Origin of the sequence: Achromobacter pestifer (assembly GCF_013267355.1) — a bacterium.
GTDB classification, from domain to species: domain Bacteria; phylum Pseudomonadota; class Gammaproteobacteria; order Burkholderiales; family Burkholderiaceae_B; genus Achromobacter; species Achromobacter pestifer_A.
Genome location: NZ_CP053985.1, coordinates 646,391 through 664,251, shown reverse-complemented (window position 1 = coordinate 664,251; position 17,861 = coordinate 646,391). Strand labels below are relative to the sequence as shown.

The 17,861-nt window shown below is 66.6% G+C and carries 18 protein-coding genes; 10 read left to right on the top strand and 8 right to left on the bottom strand.

Annotated elements, in window-relative coordinates:
• Positions 1-38: 38 nt before the first annotated feature.
• Positions 39-920 carry a protease HtpX gene (htpX, locus tag FOC84_RS03510; RefSeq protein WP_173143196.1) on the bottom strand — a complete coding sequence of 294 codons (882 nt, stop codon included), beginning with the start codon at positions 918-920 and terminating at the stop codon, positions 39-41.
• 152 nt (positions 921-1,072) lie between these two features.
• Between htpX and FOC84_RS03505 the strand changes: the two genes are divergently transcribed.
• Together FOC84_RS03505 and FOC84_RS03500 are read left to right on the top strand one after the other, a co-directional pair.
• Complete coding sequence (locus FOC84_RS03505; RefSeq protein ID WP_173143195.1) at positions 1,073-1,927, top strand: DMT family transporter; 855 nt, start codon at positions 1,073-1,075, stop codon at positions 1,925-1,927.
• 37 nt (positions 1,928-1,964) lie between these two features.
• On the top strand, positions 1,965-2,816 hold the full coding sequence (locus FOC84_RS03500; protein ID WP_173143194.1) for a sulfurtransferase: 852 nt from the start codon (positions 1,965-1,967) through the stop codon (positions 2,814-2,816).
• 100 nt (positions 2,817-2,916) lie between these two features.
• On the opposite strand, the gene FOC84_RS03495 is transcribed toward FOC84_RS03500, so the two are convergent.
• Positions 2,917-3,840 carry a LysR family transcriptional regulator gene (locus tag FOC84_RS03495; RefSeq protein WP_173143193.1) on the bottom strand — a complete coding sequence of 308 codons (924 nt, stop codon included), beginning with the start codon at positions 3,838-3,840 and terminating at the stop codon, positions 2,917-2,919.
• Between the two features lie 116 nt (positions 3,841-3,956).
• On the opposite strand from FOC84_RS03495, the gene FOC84_RS03490 reads away from it, so the two are divergent.
• On the top strand, positions 3,957-5,150 hold the full coding sequence (locus FOC84_RS03490; protein WP_173143192.1) for a serine hydrolase domain-containing protein: 1,194 nt from the start codon (positions 3,957-3,959) through the stop codon (positions 5,148-5,150).
• Positions 5,147-6,334 (top strand): MFS transporter, encoded by a 1,188-nt coding sequence (locus FOC84_RS03485; RefSeq protein WP_173143191.1) that lies wholly within the window; start codon positions 5,147-5,149, stop codon positions 6,332-6,334. The genes FOC84_RS03490 and FOC84_RS03485 overlap by 4 nt, the downstream gene beginning before the upstream one ends.
• On the opposite strand, the gene FOC84_RS03480 is transcribed toward FOC84_RS03485, so the two are convergent.
• A complete protein-coding gene (locus FOC84_RS03480) occupies positions 6,312-6,881 on the bottom strand; it encodes a phosphonate degradation HD-domain oxygenase (protein ID WP_173143190.1) in 570 nt (189 codons plus the stop codon). The genes FOC84_RS03485 and FOC84_RS03480 overlap by 23 nt on opposite strands.
• 38 nt (positions 6,882-6,919) lie before the next feature.
• Positions 6,920-7,783 (bottom strand): LysR family transcriptional regulator, encoded by an 864-nt coding sequence (locus FOC84_RS03475; protein ID WP_173149944.1) that lies wholly within the window; start codon positions 7,781-7,783, stop codon positions 6,920-6,922.
• Between the two features lie 147 nt (positions 7,784-7,930).
• Here FOC84_RS03475 and FOC84_RS03470 point away from each other — a divergent pair, with 147 nt between their 5' ends.
• From FOC84_RS03470 to FOC84_RS03450, 5 genes are all read left to right on the top strand, one after another.
• Positions 7,931-9,004: a putative 2-aminoethylphosphonate ABC transporter ATP-binding protein gene (locus FOC84_RS03470; RefSeq protein ID WP_173143189.1), complete on the top strand. Its 1,074-nt coding sequence runs from the start codon at positions 7,931-7,933 to the stop codon at positions 9,002-9,004.
• Between the two features lie 7 nt (positions 9,005-9,011).
• Complete coding sequence (locus FOC84_RS03465; RefSeq protein ID WP_173143188.1) at positions 9,012-10,766, top strand: putative 2-aminoethylphosphonate ABC transporter permease subunit; 1,755 nt, start codon at positions 9,012-9,014, stop codon at positions 10,764-10,766.
• 23 nt (positions 10,767-10,789) lie between these two features.
• Entirely contained in the window at positions 10,790-11,611 is an 822-nt protein-coding gene (phnX, locus tag FOC84_RS03460) for a phosphonoacetaldehyde hydrolase (RefSeq protein WP_438800861.1), read from the top strand.
• A gap of 95 nt (positions 11,612-11,706) precedes the next feature.
• On the top strand, positions 11,707-12,729 hold the full coding sequence (locus tag FOC84_RS03455; RefSeq protein ID WP_173143186.1) for a putative 2-aminoethylphosphonate ABC transporter substrate-binding protein: 1,023 nt from the start codon (positions 11,707-11,709) through the stop codon (positions 12,727-12,729).
• Positions 12,730-12,822: 93 nt separating this feature from the next.
• Complete coding sequence (locus FOC84_RS03450; protein WP_173143185.1) at positions 12,823-13,953, top strand: TIGR03364 family FAD-dependent oxidoreductase; 1,131 nt, start codon at positions 12,823-12,825, stop codon at positions 13,951-13,953.
• Between the two features lie 46 nt (positions 13,954-13,999).
• Here FOC84_RS03450 and FOC84_RS03445 read toward each other — a convergent pair whose 3' ends face one another.
• The 4 genes from FOC84_RS03445 to FOC84_RS03430 form a co-directional block, all read right to left on the bottom strand.
• Positions 14,000-14,440: an SRPBCC family protein gene (locus FOC84_RS03445; RefSeq protein WP_173143184.1), complete on the bottom strand. Its 441-nt coding sequence runs from the start codon at positions 14,438-14,440 to the stop codon at positions 14,000-14,002.
• Positions 14,441-14,559: 119 nt separating this feature from the next.
• Positions 14,560-15,246, bottom strand: a complete 687-nt coding sequence (locus FOC84_RS03440; protein ID WP_173143183.1) for a dienelactone hydrolase family protein — start codon at positions 15,244-15,246, stop codon at positions 14,560-14,562.
• Complete coding sequence (locus FOC84_RS03435; RefSeq protein WP_217278784.1) at positions 15,243-15,890, bottom strand: carboxymuconolactone decarboxylase family protein; 648 nt, start codon at positions 15,888-15,890, stop codon at positions 15,243-15,245. Before FOC84_RS03435 ends, FOC84_RS03440 begins: the two co-directional genes overlap by 4 nt.
• A 63-nt stretch (positions 15,891-15,953) precedes the next feature.
• Entirely contained in the window at positions 15,954-16,580 is a 627-nt protein-coding gene (locus tag FOC84_RS03430) for a VOC family protein (RefSeq protein ID WP_254241904.1), read from the bottom strand.
• A gap of 334 nt (positions 16,581-16,914) precedes the next feature.
• Here FOC84_RS03430 and FOC84_RS03425 point away from each other — a divergent pair, with 334 nt between their 5' ends.
• On the top strand, positions 16,915-17,844 hold the full coding sequence (locus FOC84_RS03425; RefSeq protein ID WP_173143181.1) for a LysR family transcriptional regulator: 930 nt from the start codon (positions 16,915-16,917) through the stop codon (positions 17,842-17,844).
• Positions 17,845-17,861 lie beyond the last annotated feature (17 nt).

Here is a 17,861-nt window from a genome sequence, read left to right as displayed (position 1 = left end):
AGCCCCTCCGCGGAGGGGCTTTTTACTGACCGCGAGGTTTAGGCCACGCGGGCGTTTTGCAGCGCGGCGATGCGGGCCGGGATCGGCGGGTGCGAGGCGAACATCGCGGCCAGGCCGCCCTTGCCGGTGATGCCCGAGGCCTCGAAGGACTTGGGCAGCTCGCCCGGCTCCAGGCCGCCCAGGCGGGCCAGGGCGCGGATCATGGGTTCGCGGGCGCCCATCAGGTGGGCCGAGCCGGCGTCGGCACGGTACTCGCGCTGGCGCGAGAACCAGGCCACGATGATCGAGGCCAGGACGCCGAAAATGATTTCACAGACCAGCACGGTGATGTAGTAGCCCGGGCCGATGCCGCGTTCGTTCTTGAACACCACGCGGTCGATGAAGTAGCCGACCACGCGGGCCAGGAACACGACGAAGGTGTTCACCACGCCCTGGATCAGGGTCAGCGTGACCATGTCGCCGTTGGCGATGTGGGCGACCTCGTGCGCCAGCACGGCGGCGACTTCTTCTTCGCTCATGCTTTCCAGCAGGCCCGTCGACACGGCGACCAGCGAGTCGTTCTTGAACGCGCCGGTGGCGAACGCGTTGGGCGCGCCTTCATAGATGGCGACTTCCGGGCGGCCGATGCCGGCGCGGTCGGCCAGCTGGTGCACGGTGTCGACCAGCCAGGCTTCGCGCTGGTTGCGGGGCGAGTTCGGGTCCAGCACTTGCGCGCCGGTGCTCCACTTGGCCATGGGCTTGCTGATCAAGAGCGAGATGATCGCGCCGGTGAAGCCCACCACCACCGAGAAGATCAGCAGGGCGTTGAGGTTCAGGCCGTTGGCGGTGATGTACCGGTCCACGCCCAGGATGCGTAGCGTGGCCGACAGCACCAGCATGACAGCCAGGTTGGTGATGACGAAAAGGACGATGCGTTTCATGTTTTTTGTGTTCCTCTGCGAGCAGGATATGCCGGGATTCGACACTGCGGCGGCCCGCCAGTTCCCCGACTCGCCGGCGCCGCTTCCGGTGACGGAGAGTATAGTATCGCTTTCCCTTATTTCTCTTCACTTTTCCCTTAGCGTAGACCCCCATGCAGGCACTCTGGATGTTGCTGGCGTCCGCCATGTTCGCCATCATGGGTTCGTTCGTGAAGCTCGGCACCGAACACGGCGCCTCGCTGCCGCAAGTCGTGCTCTTTCGCGGGCTGCCCTCGGTCATCCTGCTGCTGATCTGGGCCCGCGCCGGCCGCCAGTCCATCATCCCCGTCAGCTGGAAACTCCACCTGTGGCGCAACCTGTCCGGCGTCACCTCGATGTGGCTGGGTTTCTTCGCCATCGCCCATCTGCCCCTGGCCACGGCCACCAGCCTGAACTACACGGCGCCGCTGTTCATCGCCTGTTGGATGCTGGGCTGGGGCGGCGCGCAGCGGGATTCCGTGCGCATCGTGGCGGTGGCGCTGGGGTTCCTGGGCGTGATCGCGGTGCTGCGGCCCAGCATCAACGAGGACCAGTGGCTGGCCGCCTTGCTGGCGATGACCGCCGGCGCCATGTCGGCCATCGCCATGATGCAGATCCGCCAGTTGGGCCGGGTCGGCGAACCCGAATGGCGCACCGTGCTGTTCTTCTCCGTGGCCGTTTGCGTGTCCAGCCTGGCCGGCCTGTTGTTCGAGGGCTGGGGCCACGCCGACTGGACCGGCTATCTGTCGTTACTGGGCGTGGGCGTGACGGGCCTGTTCGGCCAGTTGGCCATGACCCGCGCCTTCGGCCTGGGGTCGGCGCTGCTGACCGCGGCGTTGCAGTACAGCACCATCATCTTCGCGGCCTTGCTGGGCATGGGCATTTGGGGCGAGCAGCTGGACGCCCTGGCCTGGGCCGGCATGGGCCTGATCATTTTCGCGGGCCTGCTGTCGATATGGCGCACCATGCGCGATCCCAAGCCAGCCTGACCAGCGGTCTCCACACCCCCTTGCAGGAGCACACCGAATGACGATGACCCTGATTTCCGCCGCCGACCTGGCCGCGCGCCTGGAGGCGCCCGACGTGCGCGTGTTCGATGTGCGCCACGACCTGAGCAATCACGCGGCGGGCCGTCAGGCCTATGATGCCGGCCATATTCCCGGCGCCCGCTACCTGAACCACGAAACCGAGCTGGCCGCGGCCCGCAGCGGCAAGAACGGCCGCCATCCGCTGCCCTCGCGCGCCGCGTTTGGCGCGCTCATGGCCGCCCATGGCGTGACGCCCCGGACCCTGGTGGTGGCGTATGACGCCAGCGGCGGCATGTACGCCGCGCACCTGTGGTGGATGCTGCGCTGGCTCGGACACGACCAGGTGGCCGTGCTGGACGGCGGCTGGCAGGGTTGGACCGCCGCCGGGCTGCCGACCGCGACCGAAGCCGTTGCAGCCGTGCGCGCGGGCGAGCCGGTCGAGCCGGGCCCCTCGCTGGCCGGCTCGGTGGACGCCCAGGCGGTGCTGGACAATATTTCCCGTCCGGCTTTCACCGTGATCGATGCTCGCGCGGCCAACCGCTATCGCGGCGAGGTCGAGCCCATGGACCCGGTGGCCGGCCATATCCCGGGCGCCCTGAACCGTCCCAACGGCGAGAACCTCCAGGCCGACGGCCGCTTCAAGCCGGCCGCGCAGTTGCGCGAGGAATTCGCCAGCCTGCTGGATGGCCGTGATCCCGCGGCCATCGTGCACCAGTGCGGCTCGGGCATCACGGCCTGCCACAATCTGTTGTCCATGGAGATCGCGGGCCTGTCGGGTTCGCGGCTGTATCCCGGGTCCTGGAGCGAGTGGTGCAGCGACCCCTCCCGCCCGGTGGCCAAGGGCGCGTAGGTTCCGAAAGCCGGGGCGCAACGCCCTGGTTTTTTTTGCGGGAATCCGCGGGGACATGGCGGGGCAGTGCGCCGGACGCCGTCGCGAAGGGCGTTGCTTCCTAGCGCCTGGAGCGGCCGTCGGGCTTGGCCGCCTTGGCGTCCGCGAACACTCTTGAGCAAAGAAAGTCCACCAGCGCCCGCACTTTCGGCGACGGGTGCTTGCTGGCGGGCCAGAGCACGTGGAAGACGTTGGTGCGCTCCACATGCCCCGCCAGCACCGGTACCAGGCTGCCGTCCGCCAGGGGTTCGCGGATGGAGAAATCCGGCAGGTAGGCGATGCCCAGCCCTTGCAGCGCGAAGCAGGCGCGCGTTTCGATGTTGTTGCAGATCATCGAGACGGGCAGTTGCAGTTCGGGCTCGCCGGCCGCTTGTCGCAGCGCCCAGGTCTCCAGCTTGCCGCTGCTGGGAAAGCGGTAATGCAGGCAGCTGTGCCGCAACAGATCGGCCGGCACCTTGGGTGTGCCCCGGTTTGCCAGGTAGCCGGGCGAGGCGACCAGCAGGATCTGGAAGGCGCCCAGGCGGCGGGCCGACAGCCGGGAGTCGGCCGGTTCGCCCGTGCGCACCACGGCGTCGAAGCCTTCCTCGATGACGTCGACCATGCGGTCGGTGAAGTCCAGGTCGAGTTCGATGTCGGGATACTCGCGCATGAATTCGCCCAGCACCGGCAGCACCAGCCCGCTGACCAGCGGCAGGCTGACGCGCAAGCGTCCGCGCGGCGCGCCGGCGGCTTGCGATAGCTCCAGTTCGGCCGCCTCGATCTCGGCCAGGATGCGGCGGCTGCGCTCCAGGAACAGCGCGCCTTCGGCCGTCAGGGTGACGCTGCGCGTGCTGCGGTGGAACAGGCGCACGCCGAGCTTTTCCTCCAGCCGCGCGACGCTCTTGCCGATGGCGGATGCCGACACGCCCAGCAGCCGGCCGGCGGCGACGAAGCTGCGCGTTTCGGCAACCTGCACAAACACGACGAAGCCATTCAGGCTGTCCATTGCTTACCTCGATTGCGGACGGTTTGTTCCGCATAAGAAGGAAATGTAGCCTACTTTTTCTTTAATCATGGGGCTTCTATCGTCTGGGCACCGCAGATTGAGCCGAGGTGCCAACCATGAAACACTCCACATTTTCCTTGCGCCAGCGCACGCCGCCCGCGCATCTTCCCGCCCGGATCCAGGCGGTCGTCCAGCAGGCGTTGGACGACAGGCGATTGGTCGGCGCCGTCGTGCTGGTAGCTCGCGACGGCGAGCTGATCCACCAGTTGGCCGCGGGCCATGCCGACCGCGAAAGCGCGCGTCCCATGGCGCTGGATACGGTCTTCCGGCTGGCCTCCGTGAGCAAGCCGATCGTCTCCAGCGCTGCGCTGGCGCTGGTGGCGCAAGGCCGGCTTGAGCTGGACGCCAGCATCGGCCGCTGGCTGCCCGAGTTCCAGCCCAGGCTGGCCGATGGCCGCCCGGCTCGCATCACGGCGCGGCAATTGCTGAGCCACACGGCAGGCCTGGGCTACCGCTTCTTCGAAACCGATGCGCATGGACCCTATGCGCAGGCCGGCGTGTCGGACGGCATGGACGCGTCCGACCGCAGCCTGCAGGAAAACCTGCGCCGCCTCGCCGGCGTGCCGCTGCTGTATGAGCCGGGCACGGCCTGGGGGTACTCGCTGGCGACCGACGTGTTGGGCGCGCTGATCGAACGCATCGAGGACACGACGCTGGACGACGCGGTGCGGCGCAGGGTAACCGGTCCGTTGGGCATGACCGATACGGGTTTCGTCGCGCGCGATCCGCAGCGCGTGGCCACCGCCTATGTGAACGGCTCGCCGCAACCGCAGCGCCTGGCCGAGGGCGAGACGGTCGCGGTTTTCGATGGCACGGTCGGCATCGCATACAGTCCGGCCCGCATCTTCGATGCGGGGGCCTACCCTTCGGGCGGCGCGGGCATGGCGGGCACCGCCGGAGATTTCCTGCGGCTGCTGGAAACCTTGCGCCAGGGAGGCGGCGCGCTCCTGCCCGGCGAGCTGGTCGCGGAGATGGGGCGTGACCAGACAGGCGGCCGGGAACTGCCCAATGCGCCGGGCTTCGGTTTTGGCCTGGGCTTTTCAGTGCTGCGCGACCCCGTCGCCGCTGCCTCGCCGGAATCGCCTGGCACCTGGCGCTGGGGCGGCGCCTACGGCCATTCATGGTTCGTGGATCAGGCGCAGGGCCTGAGCGTGGTCGCCTTCACCAACACGCTGTATGAAGGCATGTCCGGCCGCTACGTCGCCGATCTGCGCGATGCGGCCTATGGCGCGCTGGAGTCCGGTCGATGAGCGCCGCCCATCATGACCGCCTGCCGCTGGGCGCCTTGCTGGCGCTGGCCATGGCGGGCTTCATCACGATCCTGACCGAGGCGCTGCCGGCCGGGCTGCTGCCGCAGATGGCGCAGGGCCTGGCCGTGTCGCAGGCCCGCATCGGCCAGACCGTCACGATTTATGCAATCGGTTCGCTGGTGGCGGCGATCCCGTTGGTCGCCGCCACCCGGGGCGTGCGGCGGCGTCCGCTGCTGTTGGCGGCGATCGCCGGGTTCGTGCTGGCCAATACGGTGACCGCGCTGTCGTCCAGCTATGTGCTGACCCTGGCCGCGCGCTTCCTGGCCGGCGTGTCGGCGGGGCTGTTGTGGGCGCTGCTGGCGGGCTACGCCGCGCGCATGGTGCCCGCGCATCAGCAGGGCCGCGCGATCGCGGTGGCGATGCTGGGCGCGCCGCTGGCGCTGTCGCTGGGCGTTCCGGCCGGAACCTTCCTGGGGGCGCTGTGGGGCTGGCGCATCGGCTTCGGCATCATGAGCCTGCTGGCGGTGCTGCTGATGGTCTGGGTGCGCTTGCGGGTGCCGGACTTTGCGGGACAAGCCCGGGGCCGGCAACTGCCGCTGCGACGCGTGTTCCTGCTGCCCGGCGTGCGTGCGGTGCTGTTCGCGGTGCTGGCTTTCGTGTTGGCGCACAACATTCTCTACATCTACATTGCGCCGTTCCTGGCATCGCTGGGGATGGCCGCAAGCACCGAGCTGGTGCTGCTGGTGTTCGGACTGAGCTCCCTCGTCGGCATCTGGGTGGTCGGGACGCTGATCGACCGCCATTTGCGTGTGCTGACCCTGGCCTGCATCAGCCTGTTCGGCCTGGCTGCGCTGGCGCTGGGCATCGCGGGCGCCATGCCGGTCATGGTCTATCTGGCGGTGGGCGCCTGGGGCGTGGCGTTCGGCGGCTCGCCGACGCTGTTCCAGACGGCGTTGGCCAAGACGGCGGGCGATGCCGCCGACGTTGCGCAGTCCATGCTGGTCACCGCCTGGAATACGGCGATTGCCGCGGGCGGCGTGGTCGGCGGCGTGCTGCTCGAACGCTTGGGCGTGGCGGCGTTCGTGCCGGCGCTACTGGTGTTGCTGGCGGCGACCCTGGTGGTCGCCTGGGCCGCCAGGACGCACGGCTTTCCGGCCAGCCCTACCAGATGGCAGCCAGCTTGACCCGCCCGGAGATGCTCTCGGCGATCTCCAGGAAGTGGTCCAGGGGCGGCGTGGCCAGGCCGGGAACCTTGGCCATGTCGTCCCAACGCCTCAGGCGGATCGCGTCCGGCGCGCCCGGCATGCTCGCGAAATCCACCGCCTGGCCCGCATCGAAACTGCCCCCCTGCAGCGCCAGGCTGCGTTTCGAATCTTCTGAGAGCGACGCTTCATATTGCGGTTCCACATAGCAGAGGTAGCGCTTGGCCTCCACGTGCAGGCGGATAGGGTCCAGCACCGCCGGGCTGAACAGGCCGCGCAGGAAGGGCAGGACGAAATACTGGTGCTTGTCGTCGAGGCCGCGCAGCGTGGGCGTGCCCGGCCGGTCGGCGATGAGATGGCCCAGGTCGTGCAGCAGGCAGGCAGTGATCAGGTGGGCGCCGGCGCCGTTGCGTTCGGCCAGCGCCGCGGTCTGCAGCGCATGCCGCAGGTGGCTGACGGATTCGCCGTCATAGGCGCGGTGCCCGCGCTCCAGGAAAATCTGTTCGATATCTTGCAAGGTCAAGGCCATGGTTGTCTCCTGAGTGGCCGCATAGGGGAGGGCGGCGCTCAGCCGGCGGCTGGCGCCATCTCCAGAAAGCGCGCGATAAGCTGCACCGGTTGGCGCTCGCGCAGGCAGTACAGGTATTCGTGCATCACGATGCCGGCGCCCTCGATGTCCAGGGCCGCCAGTTCGGGGTGGGAAGGAATTTCGCGCGAGGGGATCAGGCTGATCCCCAGGCCGCACAGGATGGCCTGGCGGATCGATTCGCGGCTGCCGATCTCCAGCGTGCGGCGCACCGTGACGCCGGCCGCCTGCAAGGCGTCCTCCGTCAGCTGCCGCGTCATGGAGCCGGGTTCGCGCAACAGCAGCGCGTGTTCGGCCAGGTCGGCCAGGCGGACCTGGCGCTGGCGTGCCAGCGGGTGATCGCGATGCGCCACCACCCGGATGGGGTCGGCGGCGATCATGCGCCGGTACAGATGCTTGTCATCCATCAGAAAGGATGAGGTGGCAATCTCGATGCGATAGTCATGCAGCGCGTGCAGCATGGTCTGCGAATTGCCGATGGTCAGCGTCAGGTCTATGCCGGGGTAGCGCTGGTTGTAGGCGCGCACCGTGTCCATGATGTAGTAGGGGCCAGTGGCGCCGATGCGCAGATTGCCTTCGCGCAGGTCGCTGGCGTCGCGCAGCCGGAAGTCGATCTCGGTTTCCTGCTGCACCAGCTTCTCCACCATGGGCATCAGGCTGTGGCCGGCGTCCGACAGGCGCATGCCGCGCCCCTGGCGGTGGAACAGCTCGACGCCGTAACGCGACTCCAGCTGGCGCAGTTGCCCCGTCACCGTGGGCTGGCTGACGCCCAGTTGGGCGGCGGCCTTGGTGACGGTGCCGCAGCGGGCGACGGCATAGAAGGATTTGAGTTCGGCGACAAGCACGGTGCAGGAGGCGGAATAGGGGCGCAATGCGCAAGACCGCCAGTACACCAAAATAATTTGATGTTTTTATTACTGCATTTGCGCGAAGTGTCATAAACACTCAATACGCGTCTTCCATACTGCCTCCGTTCCCAAACCGGAGGCCCCATGGCCGAACGCGAACCCGCATTTCTCTCTGTCAGGCATCTGGTGAAGCGCTTTGGCAGCCATACCGCGCTGTCGGACGTCTCGCTCGACATCCGCGCCGGGGAGCTGGTGTGCCTGCTGGGCCCCTCGGGCTGCGGCAAGACCACCTTGCTGCGCGCCATCGCCGGCCTGGAGCGCCAGGACAGCGGCACCATCGTGCTGTCCGGCCGCGACATCTCGCACGCCGAACCGCAGGCGCGCGATTACGGCATCCTGTTCCAGTCCTATGCGCTGTTTCCCAACCTGACGGTGGCCCAGAACGTGGCCTACGGCCTGAGCGGCAAGCGCGCGCACCGCAACCACGTCGCCAACCGCGTCGACGAAATGCTGACGCTGGTTGGCCTGGCCGGCGCGGCCGACAAATACCCGGGACAGATCTCGGGCGGGCAGCAGCAGCGCGTGGCCCTGGCGCGCGCGCTGGCGCCGTCGCCGTCCCTGCTGTTGCTGGACGAGCCCATGTCGGCGCTGGACGCCCGCGTGCGCGAGCATCTGCGCATCGAACTGCGCGCCCTGCAGAAGCGCCTGTCGATCACCACGCTGATGGTCACGCACGACCAGGAAGAGGCCATGGTGATGGCCGACCGCATCGCCGTCATGAATGGCGGCATCATCGAGCAATACGGCACGCCGCGGGAACTCTACCGCCAGCCCGGCTCGGCCTTCATCGCCGATTTCGTGGGCGAGGCGAACTGGCTGCCGTTCGAACGCGTGGACGCGCACCGCGCCCGCGTCGGACGTCAGGAGCTGGCCGTGGACGAGGCGCTGGACGCCGCCAGCGGCAAGCTGTTCGTGCGCCCGGAAGCGGTGCGCGTCAGCACCGTGCGCCCGGACCAGCCCAACGCCATGCTGGCCGACGTGCTGGACGGCGTGTTCCTCGGCCGCGGCTACCGCCTGGCCCTGCGCCTGGAAGGCGTGCCCGGCAGCACGGTGCATTCCATCGTGTCCCCTGAAATCGGAGACGCCCTGCTGGGCCCTCACGCTGCCAGCCGCTGCTGGGTGGAGCTGCCGCGCCATGCGATACGCGCCTACGCTTGATCCCGCCATGAGCCGTTCCGCCAACGCGGCCACGCCGGCTGCTGGAAACATCACCGCGCCGGCGCTGGGCCGCCGTCCGCTGCCGGCCTGGATCGGCGCCCTCGGCCTTACCGCCGGGCAAGGCGCCCTGGCGCTGGGCCTGCTGCTGTTCCTGGCGCTGCCGCTGGCCGGGATCCTGCTCAAGTCCGTGACGGACAGCGACGGCGCATGGGCCGGGGTATCGGTGCTTGTCGGCATACTGGGCGCGGACGGATTCATGGGCATGGTCGCGCGCAGCCTGGCGGTGGGCGTCGTGACCACGCTGCTGGTGGTGCCCTGCGCCTACGGATTCGCTTACGGCCTGACGCGCACGCGCCTGCCGGGCAAGGGGCTGCTGCGCACCGTCGCCTTGCTGCCGTTGCTGGCGCCGTCGCTGCTGCCGGGCATCGCGCTGGTGTATCTGCTGGGCAACCAGGGCCTGCTCAAGGGCCTGACCGGCGGCGCCACCATCTATGGCTTTTGGGGCATCGTCGTGGGCGAAGCGTTCTATACCTTCCCGCACGCACTCATGATTCTCTTGACCGGACTGGCCCTGGCCGACGGCCGTCTCTATGACGCCGCGCGCGCCATGGGCGCAGGTCCCTGGCGCACCTTTTTGACGGTGACCCTGCCGGGCACCCGCTACGCCGTGTTCTCGGCCTGCTGCGTGGTGTTCACGCTGACGGTGACCGACTTCGGCGTGCCCAAGGTCGTGGGCGGCGATTACAACGTGCTGGCGATGGAGGCCTACAAGGCCGTGGTCGGGCAGCAGAATTTCCCCAAGGGCGCGGCCATCGGCATCTTGCTGCTGCTGCCCGCCATCCTGACCTTCGCGCTGGACCGCCGGCTGCGCGCCCGCCAGGGCGCCCAGCTCAGCGGCCGGGCCCAGCCCTACGCCGCTGGCGTCAATCGCCGCCGCGATGCCGCGTTCCTGGCGCTGGCCGGCGTGCTCGCGGCGTTCCTGCTGCTGATCATCGGCGTGGCGGTGTGGGCGTCCTTCGTGAAGATGTGGCCCTACAACTTGTCGATGTCGCTGCGTTCGTATGACTTCGACAATATGGACGGCGGCGGCTGGCTGGCCTGGCGCAACAGCCTGCAGCTGGCGTTCTGCACGGCCCTGGTCGGCACGGCCGTGGTCTTCACGGGCGCCTGGATGATGGAGAAGGTGCCTGCCCGCGGCACGCTCACGCGGGGCCTGCGCGGCATGGTCGGCATGCTGGCGCTGATGCCCATGGCCGTTCCCGGCCTGGTGCTGGGCCTGGGCTACATCTTCTTCTTCAACAGTCTGATGAACCCGTTGAACGTGCTGTACGGCACCATGCCGCTGCTGGTCCTGTGCACCATCGTCCACTTCTACACCAGCGCGCACCTCACGGCCGCCACCGCGCTCAATGCGCTGGACCCCGAATTCGAGGCGGCCTCCGCGTCGCTGAAAGTGCCGCGCCTGACGACCTTTCTGCGCGTGACGCTGCCGATGTGCCTGCCGGCCGCGCTGGACGTGGCCCGCTATCTGTTTGTTTCCGCCATGACGACGGTGTCGGCGGTAGTGTTCCTGTACAGCCCCTCGACGGTGCTGGCCGCGGTCGCGGTGCTGAACATGGACGATGCCGGTTTCATCGGTCCCGCCGCCGCCATGTGCACCGTGATCATGGCCAGTTCGGCCGTGGCCGCCCTGGTCCTGCACCTGGCCAGCCGCGCCCTGGTGGCGCGCAGCCAGGCCTGGCGCCGCCCCGTGGCCCATTGAACGATTTTTCAAGGATGACCCTCATGACTGTTTCGCCTTTGCCCGTCCGCCTGGAAGCGGTGATCTTCGACTGGGCCGGCACGCTGGTCGACTTTGGCTCCTTCGCGCCCACCAAGGTGTTCGTGGACGCGTTCTCGCAGTTCGGCGTGGAGATGTCGCTGGCGCAGGCCCGCGGCCCCATGGGCATGGGCAAGTGGGACCACATCCGCACGCTCTGCAACGATCCCGCGATCGCCGGCCAGTACCAGGCCCAGTTCGGCCGCCTGCCCACCGATGACGACGTGACCGCCATCTACGAACGCTTCCTGCCGATGCAGCTGGACAAGGTCGCCCAGTATTCGGCGGCGATCCCCGGCGCGGCCGAGCTGCTGCGCGCCCTGCGCCAGCGCGGCCTGAAGATAGGCTCGTGCTCGGGCTATCCCGCCAGCGTCATGCGCCGCGTGGTCGAGCGCGCCGCCTCCGAAGGCCTGGAGCCCGATTGCATCGTCGCCAGCGATGACGTGCCGCGCGCCCGCCCGGCGCCCGCGATGGCGCTGAAGAACGTGGTCGAGCTGGGCATCTCCGACGTTGCCGCCTGCGTCAAGGTCGACGACACCGCGCCCGGCATCGAGGAAGGACGCCGCGCCGGCATGTGGACCGTCGGCCTGCTGCTCTCGGGCAACGCCGCCGGCCTGACGCTGGAGGAGTACCTGAGCCTGGACGATGCGGGCCGCCAGAAGGCGCGCACCGCCGCCAGCCTGGAGCTGTCGCCCGCCGCCCCGCACTACCTGATCGACACCGTTGCCGACCTGCCCGGCGTGATCGCCGACATCGAATCCCGCTTGTCCGCAGGCCAGCGCCCCTAAACCCTCCACGACCTGTCTGCACCGCCTGACGGGGCCGGTTCCGGCCAGCCCCGCGGCCTTCCTCAGCCTTTTTCCGCCTACCCACGGAGTACTTCATGAATCGCTACAAGCTGCTTGCACTGGCCGCCGCCCTGACGGGCGTGATGGGCGCCGCCTCCGCCCAGACCACGCTGACGGTCTACACCGCGCTCGAAGCCGACCAGATCAAGGCCTACCAGGCCGCGTTCGAGAAGGCCAATCCCGACATCAAGATCCAGTGGGTGCGCGACTCCACCGGCATCATCACCGCCAAGCTGCTGGCCGAAAAGAACAACCCCAAGGCCGACGCCGTATGGGGCCTGGCCGGCACCTCGCTGGGCCTGATGGACAAGGAGGGCATGCTGCAGCCCTACGCCCCCAAGGGCCTGGACCAGATCGCCGCCAACATGCGCGATGCCAAGGCCGAGCCCAGCTGGGTCGGCATGGACGGCTTCGCCGCCGCCATCTGCTTCAACACCATCGAAGCCGAGAAGCAGAAGCTGCCCAAGCCCACCTCGTGGCAGGACCTGACCAAGCCGGTGTACGCCGGCAAGATCGTGATGCCGAATCCGGCCTCGTCGGGCACCGGCTTCCTGGACGTCAGCGCCTGGCTGCAAATCTTCGGCGAAGAGAAGGGCTGGGCCTACATGGACGCCCTGCACAAGAATATCGGTTCGTACACGCACTCGGGCTCCAAGCCTTGCAATATGGCCGCCGCAGGCGAATTCCCGATCGGCGTGTCGTTCGACTACCGCGCCGCCAAGCTGAAGGCCGACGGCGCGCCGGTCGAAGCCGTGTTCCCCTCCGAAGGCCTGGGCTGGGAAGTGGAAGCCACCGCCATCATGAAGGGCACCAAGAACCTGGAAGCTGCGCGCAAGCTGGCCGACTTCTCCGCCAGCCGCGAGGCCAACGAGCTCTACAAGGCCAACTTCGCCGTGTTGGCCATCCCGTCGATCGCCACGTCCAATCCGAACCTGCCGGCCGACCTGATGCAGCGCATGATCAAGAACGACTTCACCTGGGCCGCCACCAATCGCGACCGCATCATCGCCGAGTGGACCAAGCGCTACGACGGCAAGTCCGAGCCGAAGAAGAAGTAAGTCCGTTTGACCGCGGCGGCGCCGGCCGCCGCCGCACCCCGGGGGCGCCCGCCAGGGCGGCTCCCGCCGCATTCCTCTTGCAATGTTCCACAGATGAAAAATTTCGACGTAGTCGTGGTGGGCGCCGGCATGCTGGGCATCGCCCACGCCTGGGCAGCCGCCAAGCGCGGCCTGTCGGTGGCCGTGATCGAGCGCAGCCGCCAGGCGCATGGCGCCACCATCCGCAATTTCGGCCAGGTCATCGTGACGGGCCAGGCCCCCGGCATGATGCTGTCGCACGCCCAGCAGGCGTGCGAGCTGTGGCTGGATCTGGCCGCGCGCGCGGGCTTCCATGTGCGCGCCAATGGCGCCCTGGTGCTGGCGCGCAATGCCGAAGAGGCGGACGTGCTGCAGGAATTCGCCGACACGCGCATGCGCCAGGAAGGCTATCGCGCCAACCTGCTGTCGGGCCGCGAGGTGGCCGCGCTATACAGCGGCCAGCTGGCGCATCATTGCGCGGGCCTGCAAGGCCATGACGATCTGCAGATCTATTCGCGCGAGGCGCTGCCGGCCATCACGCGCTACCTGGCGGAGTCGCTGGGCGTGCAGTTCATCACCGGCACGCTGGCGCGCGCGGTCGAGGGCGGGCTGGTGTGCACCTCGGCGGGCGAGTTCAAGGGCGGGCACGTGTTCGTCTGCCCTGGACACGACTACCTGACCCTGCTGCCCGAGCGCTTTGCGCCGATGAATCTGGAGGTCACGCGCCTGCAGATGCTGCGCGCCGCGTTCGAAACCCATCCCATCGCGCTGGACCGTCCCTTGCTGACCGGCCTGTCCTGCGTACACTACGGCGCGTTCTCGGACCTGCCGTCGGCGCTGGCGCTGCGCAACGTGATCCAGGCGCGCACGCCCATGCTGCTGGAAAGCGGCATCCACCTGCTGATCAGTCCCACGCCCTACGGCGAACTGATCATCGGCGATTCGCACCGCTACGGCCAGGACGCGCCGCCGTTCAACGACGAGGCGGTCGACAACGCCATGCTGGACCTGGCGACCCAGGCCCTGGGCGCGCGCCTGCGCGTGCTGGAGCGCTGGCAGGGCGTCTATGGGGCGCACGGCCCCGCGCCGTTCTCGGTGATGCCGGTGGACCCGGCCACGACGGTGGCGGTGATGCACTCGGGCGTGGGCATGACGGTGGGCCTGGCCATCGGCGAACGCACGGTCGCAGGCGTGCTGGGCCGCTGATTCCGGCCGCTGGCGCGCGAACGGGGGCCGGCGCGCAGGAGTGCAATCATGCCTCGCGCAGCTTCGCATCCAGCGCCGCCAGCGCCGCCGTGTACATGGCCTGCATGGCCTTCGCCACGTCGCTCAGCGGCGCGCCCTCGGCCTGGAAGTCTGCCCACCATTGCACCAGCGTATGGCCGCTGTCCGTGACGGGATGCAGCGACACGCCTGCAATGCAATCGCGCACGGGCAGGCTGCTTTCGATAACGGCATAGCGCAGCGCGGTGCCGGGATCGTCCAGCATCAGGAGTTGCTCGCGAACAAAGCCGGAAGACTTGCCAGTCAGGTACCGCACTGAACCCACCGCGTCGTGACGTCCACCTTCTTCCAGCCTGCTTTCCGTAACGCTGGGTTGCCAGCGCGCCAGTCCATTGAAATCGCGGAAGCAGGCCCAGACCTTTTGAAGTGGCGCGTGGATGATCGTGCTGACGTGTACTGTGTGCGGCATAAGGACTCCAATGGGCGCTTGGCCCTTGAAATAAAGGACTGTGTAAATAGGTTCAGGAGGCCAGGCTCAAGATTCCCCGGCGCGTGGGGAAATCTTGAGGGGGCCGAACGGCGGACGGATCAGGCGCCGAGGGTCCGGCGCAGGAAAGTCTCCGTCCGTTGGTTCGCGAGGGCGGCGGCATTCACGTCGTAATGGGACCCGCCGTGCCGCGCGAAGGCATGATTGCAGCCGCGATAGCCGTGGATCTCGATATGAGCCCTGCCACCCAGCGCCGCCTTGACGCGCGCCTGTGCATCCGCAGGAATATATTCATCCTCTTCGGCTAGATGCATCAACAGCGGCGCGGTCACCTGATCGGCTTCATTGAGATGGTTATCGGTGCCGCCGCCATAGTAGGCGACGGCCGCGTCGACCTCGCCGCGGGCGGCTACCAGGTAGGCCATGAGGCCGCCCAGACAAAAGCCCATGACGGCGACCTTGCCGCTCCCACCTGCGATCGATCGCGCGGCATCGATTGTCGCCACGATATCCTTCACGCCGCGATCGAAATCGAACCCCTTGTACAGTTCGAATCCCCGCTGCCATTCTTGCTCGTCCAGCTTGTTGAATTCGATGCCCGGCCCGGCGCGCCAGAACAGATCCGGCGAGATGGCGATGAAGCCCTTGGCCGCCAGTTCATCGCATGTCGTCCGCAGATCGGCATTCACGCCGAAAATTTCCTGGATCACTACGACAACCGGTGCAGAAGCTGCATCGGGCCGTGCAACATAGGCGTCGAAAGCTCCGTCGGAAACGGCTATTTTCATCCTGCGTCTCCGCGGTTCGACTCTGCCCGTTTCTTCTTTATGCCGGCGAGATCGGTACCTTCGGGCCAAGGGACTTCCTGGACGCGTTCGGGTACATCGTCCCACTCAAGGCGCAGCGCCCGGCAGAAGGCAGCGTGCTGCATGTAGCCGCCGATGTGATAGGTAATCTCGGCAATGTCCTCGTCCTTCATGAGCGCGTGCAGCGCGTTGAAGACGCCGTCGGGAACGCGCCCGCGGTCGAGCACCATGGCATCGGCATAGGCCAGAATCGCGCGCTCGAGCGGTGTCCACAGTTCAGATTCCACATTCCAATGCGGGATCGCATCGATCTTGGCTTGTGGAATGCCGAGCACGTCCGCGATCTTGCAATGCTGCGAGTAGACGAACTGGCTCGCCATCAGGAAGCCAACCCGCATCAGCGCAATTTCGCGCGTCTTGGGGTCGAGCAGGCTCGACGCTTTCGCCCCGAACAACCCCAGCATGCCCATGTGCGCGGCGGCGTGATCGAAGATATAGGGCCTTAGCGCAATGGTGGACCACCAGTGTCCCGGCGTGCCGGTGGCCGTACCCGGGTTGACCGTCGGGTCGCCGTCCTTGAATAGTTTCTCGTAGTATGGGCGGCCGTTGGCGTGGATCCCGGACAAGGGTACTTGGCGGACACGAGGCATATATTCTCTCTAGTTTTGATGAAGTTTTTAATGGGAATATCAGGCGTTGATCTTCTCGCGCTTGTAGCGAGCGGCATCCTCGGCTGTCGCCGGCTCATGCCGGATGTCCGCTTCGGTGAATACTCTTCGCCAGCCCGCGAATTCGAGCTGAATGCCGTCCGGATCCTTGAAGTAAATCGAGGTAACCCAGGTGCTTTCGTGCTCTTCCTGCATCACATTGGTGCCGCTCGGCGACACATCATCGTGGTGCACGATAGGGGATACATCGACCCCCGCAGCCATCAGCCGCTCCCTATACTCGGGGAGCCGGGCAGCATCGACATCGAACGCGAAATGATTCATTGAACCTATGGGGATTTCGAGGCTCAGGTATGCCGGGGTGGTCGGACCCGGCAAAGCCGCAGGCGCGTCCTTCAGCCAAAAGAAGGCAAAGGACGCGCCGCGGCCCATGTCGAAGAAGAAATGCTGCCCTTTGCCGAAATCGTGGGTTTTTATCAGCGGCATTCCGAGTATGCCTTCGTAGAAATCCACCGTGCGTTTCATGTCGGCACAAACCATGGCGATATGGTTTAAGCCTCTGATTTCGAATTTCCTGTTGACCTTGTCAGGCGCCGAAGTAAGCTGGCCGTTCATATCGGTTGTCCCTCCAGAATTGAAGTCGATCACTTGCCGTCTGCACGCTCTTGCCAAAGGCAATGACGGATAGCGCAGGCTCGATTTTTTTTGTGCTTGCTTGGATCGGCTATCAATTTATCAGCGGTCCTCGAAAGGGGGAATTCGCCATTCGGCAATCCAGCTTTCTACCGTCAAGCGCCCTCGTTTATTCGCCCTGCCGGAAAGGGCTCGATCCATCTTTGGACATTCGAGCATCCGGAGTAATCACAAAAATTTGTCTTATTGCTACTTTTGTCGATGCTCGGTTCCGAAAGCGCGCGGCGTGATAGAGTTTTCCTCCGCTCGAGGGCTTGGGCTCGCGGGATTAATCTGGGTATGACAACTGATGGGTATGGCAACTGCTCATGGCTGGTCTCTCAAGGACATCGATCTCACCTCATTGCGGCTATTTGCGGCGGCGGTTGAGGAAGGGTCTCTTGCCCGGGCGGCTGAACGGGAGCACATCGCCATTTCGGCGATCAGCCGCAGGATTTCGGATCTTGAGTACCGCTGCGGCCTAGCGCTGCTGGAACGCCATGACCGTGGCGTCGCGGCGACTGCCGCTGGTCAGATATTGCTGAGCCGGCTGTGCGATCTGTCTGGCCCGCTTCAACGCATGATGTTCGACATGGAGGCGATCCGCGGCGGCACTAGCGGATTTATCAGGGTCCATGCCCATATGTCGGCGACTTCTGGATCTCTGCCTGGCGAAATCGCCAGTTTTATTGCTGAGAATCCGGGTGTCGAGGTCGAGTTGGACGAATTCACCAGCCTCGAGGTTATCCATTCGGTCCGCACGGGCAGCGCGGATATCGGCCTGTTCTCGGGTACGGTCGATGGCGGTGATCTGCACATCATCCGTTGGGAGCATGACGAGCTGGTCGCGATCCTGCCGCCCGGCCACGCGCTTGCAAGCCGCGACGACCTGACGCTGTCGGACATACTCGACGAACCTTTCATCGGCATGCAGCGCGATAGCGCGTTGTTGAGCCTGTACCGGCATCAAGCCACGGTTCTAGGCAGGACTCTGAAAGAGCGCGGCCACGCGACGAGTTTTGAAAGCGTGCGCAAGATGGTGTCGGTCGGGCTGGGCGTCGCGATTCTTCCCGCCATCGCCGCCTACCCGTTTGTCGAGCAGTTGGGCATCGTGGCAAGGCCGCTCAAGGAAACCTGGGCGTACCGCCCCTTGATGCTGTGCGTGCGCAACCCGAAGCATCTGCTTGCAGCCACGCGGTTGCTTGTCGAACATCTGACCGGAAAAAAGCTTCCGGCCTGACGATATGAAAACACCCC

Bases quoted from the DNA above. Each gene is read 5' to 3' on its own strand.
- htpX (WP_173143196.1), bottom strand. From the start codon at position 920: ATGAAACGCATCGTCCTTTTCGTCATCACCAACCTGGCTGTCATGCTG.
- FOC84_RS03505 (WP_173143195.1), top strand. From the start codon at position 1,073: ATGCAGGCACTCTGGATGTTGCTGGCGTCCGCCATGTTCGCCATCATG.
- FOC84_RS03500 (WP_173143194.1), top strand. From the start codon at position 1,965: ATGACGATGACCCTGATTTCCGCCGCCGACCTGGCCGCGCGCCTGGAG.
- FOC84_RS03495 (WP_173143193.1), bottom strand. From the start codon at position 3,840: ATGGACAGCCTGAATGGCTTCGTCGTGTTTGTGCAGGTTGCCGAAACG.
- FOC84_RS03490 (WP_173143192.1), top strand. From the start codon at position 3,957: ATGAAACACTCCACATTTTCCTTGCGCCAGCGCACGCCGCCCGCGCAT.
- FOC84_RS03485 (WP_173143191.1), top strand. From the start codon at position 5,147: ATGAGCGCCGCCCATCATGACCGCCTGCCGCTGGGCGCCTTGCTGGCG.
- FOC84_RS03480 (WP_173143190.1), bottom strand. From the start codon at position 6,881: ATGGCCTTGACCTTGCAAGATATCGAACAGATTTTCCTGGAGCGCGGG.
- FOC84_RS03470 (WP_173143189.1), top strand. From the start codon at position 7,931: ATGGCCGAACGCGAACCCGCATTTCTCTCTGTCAGGCATCTGGTGAAG.
- FOC84_RS03465 (WP_173143188.1), top strand. From the start codon at position 9,012: ATGAGCCGTTCCGCCAACGCGGCCACGCCGGCTGCTGGAAACATCACC.
- phnX (WP_438800861.1), top strand. From the start codon at position 10,790: ATGACTGTTTCGCCTTTGCCCGTCCGCCTGGAAGCGGTGATCTTCGAC.
- FOC84_RS03455 (WP_173143186.1), top strand. From the start codon at position 11,707: ATGAATCGCTACAAGCTGCTTGCACTGGCCGCCGCCCTGACGGGCGTG.
- FOC84_RS03450 (WP_173143185.1), top strand. From the start codon at position 12,823: ATGAAAAATTTCGACGTAGTCGTGGTGGGCGCCGGCATGCTGGGCATC.
- FOC84_RS03445 (WP_173143184.1), bottom strand. From the start codon at position 14,440: ATGCCGCACACAGTACACGTCAGCACGATCATCCACGCGCCACTTCAA.
- FOC84_RS03440 (WP_173143183.1), bottom strand. From the start codon at position 15,246: ATGAAAATAGCCGTTTCCGACGGAGCTTTCGACGCCTATGTTGCACGG.
- FOC84_RS03425 (WP_173143181.1), top strand. From the start codon at position 16,915: ATGGGTATGGCAACTGCTCATGGCTGGTCTCTCAAGGACATCGATCTC.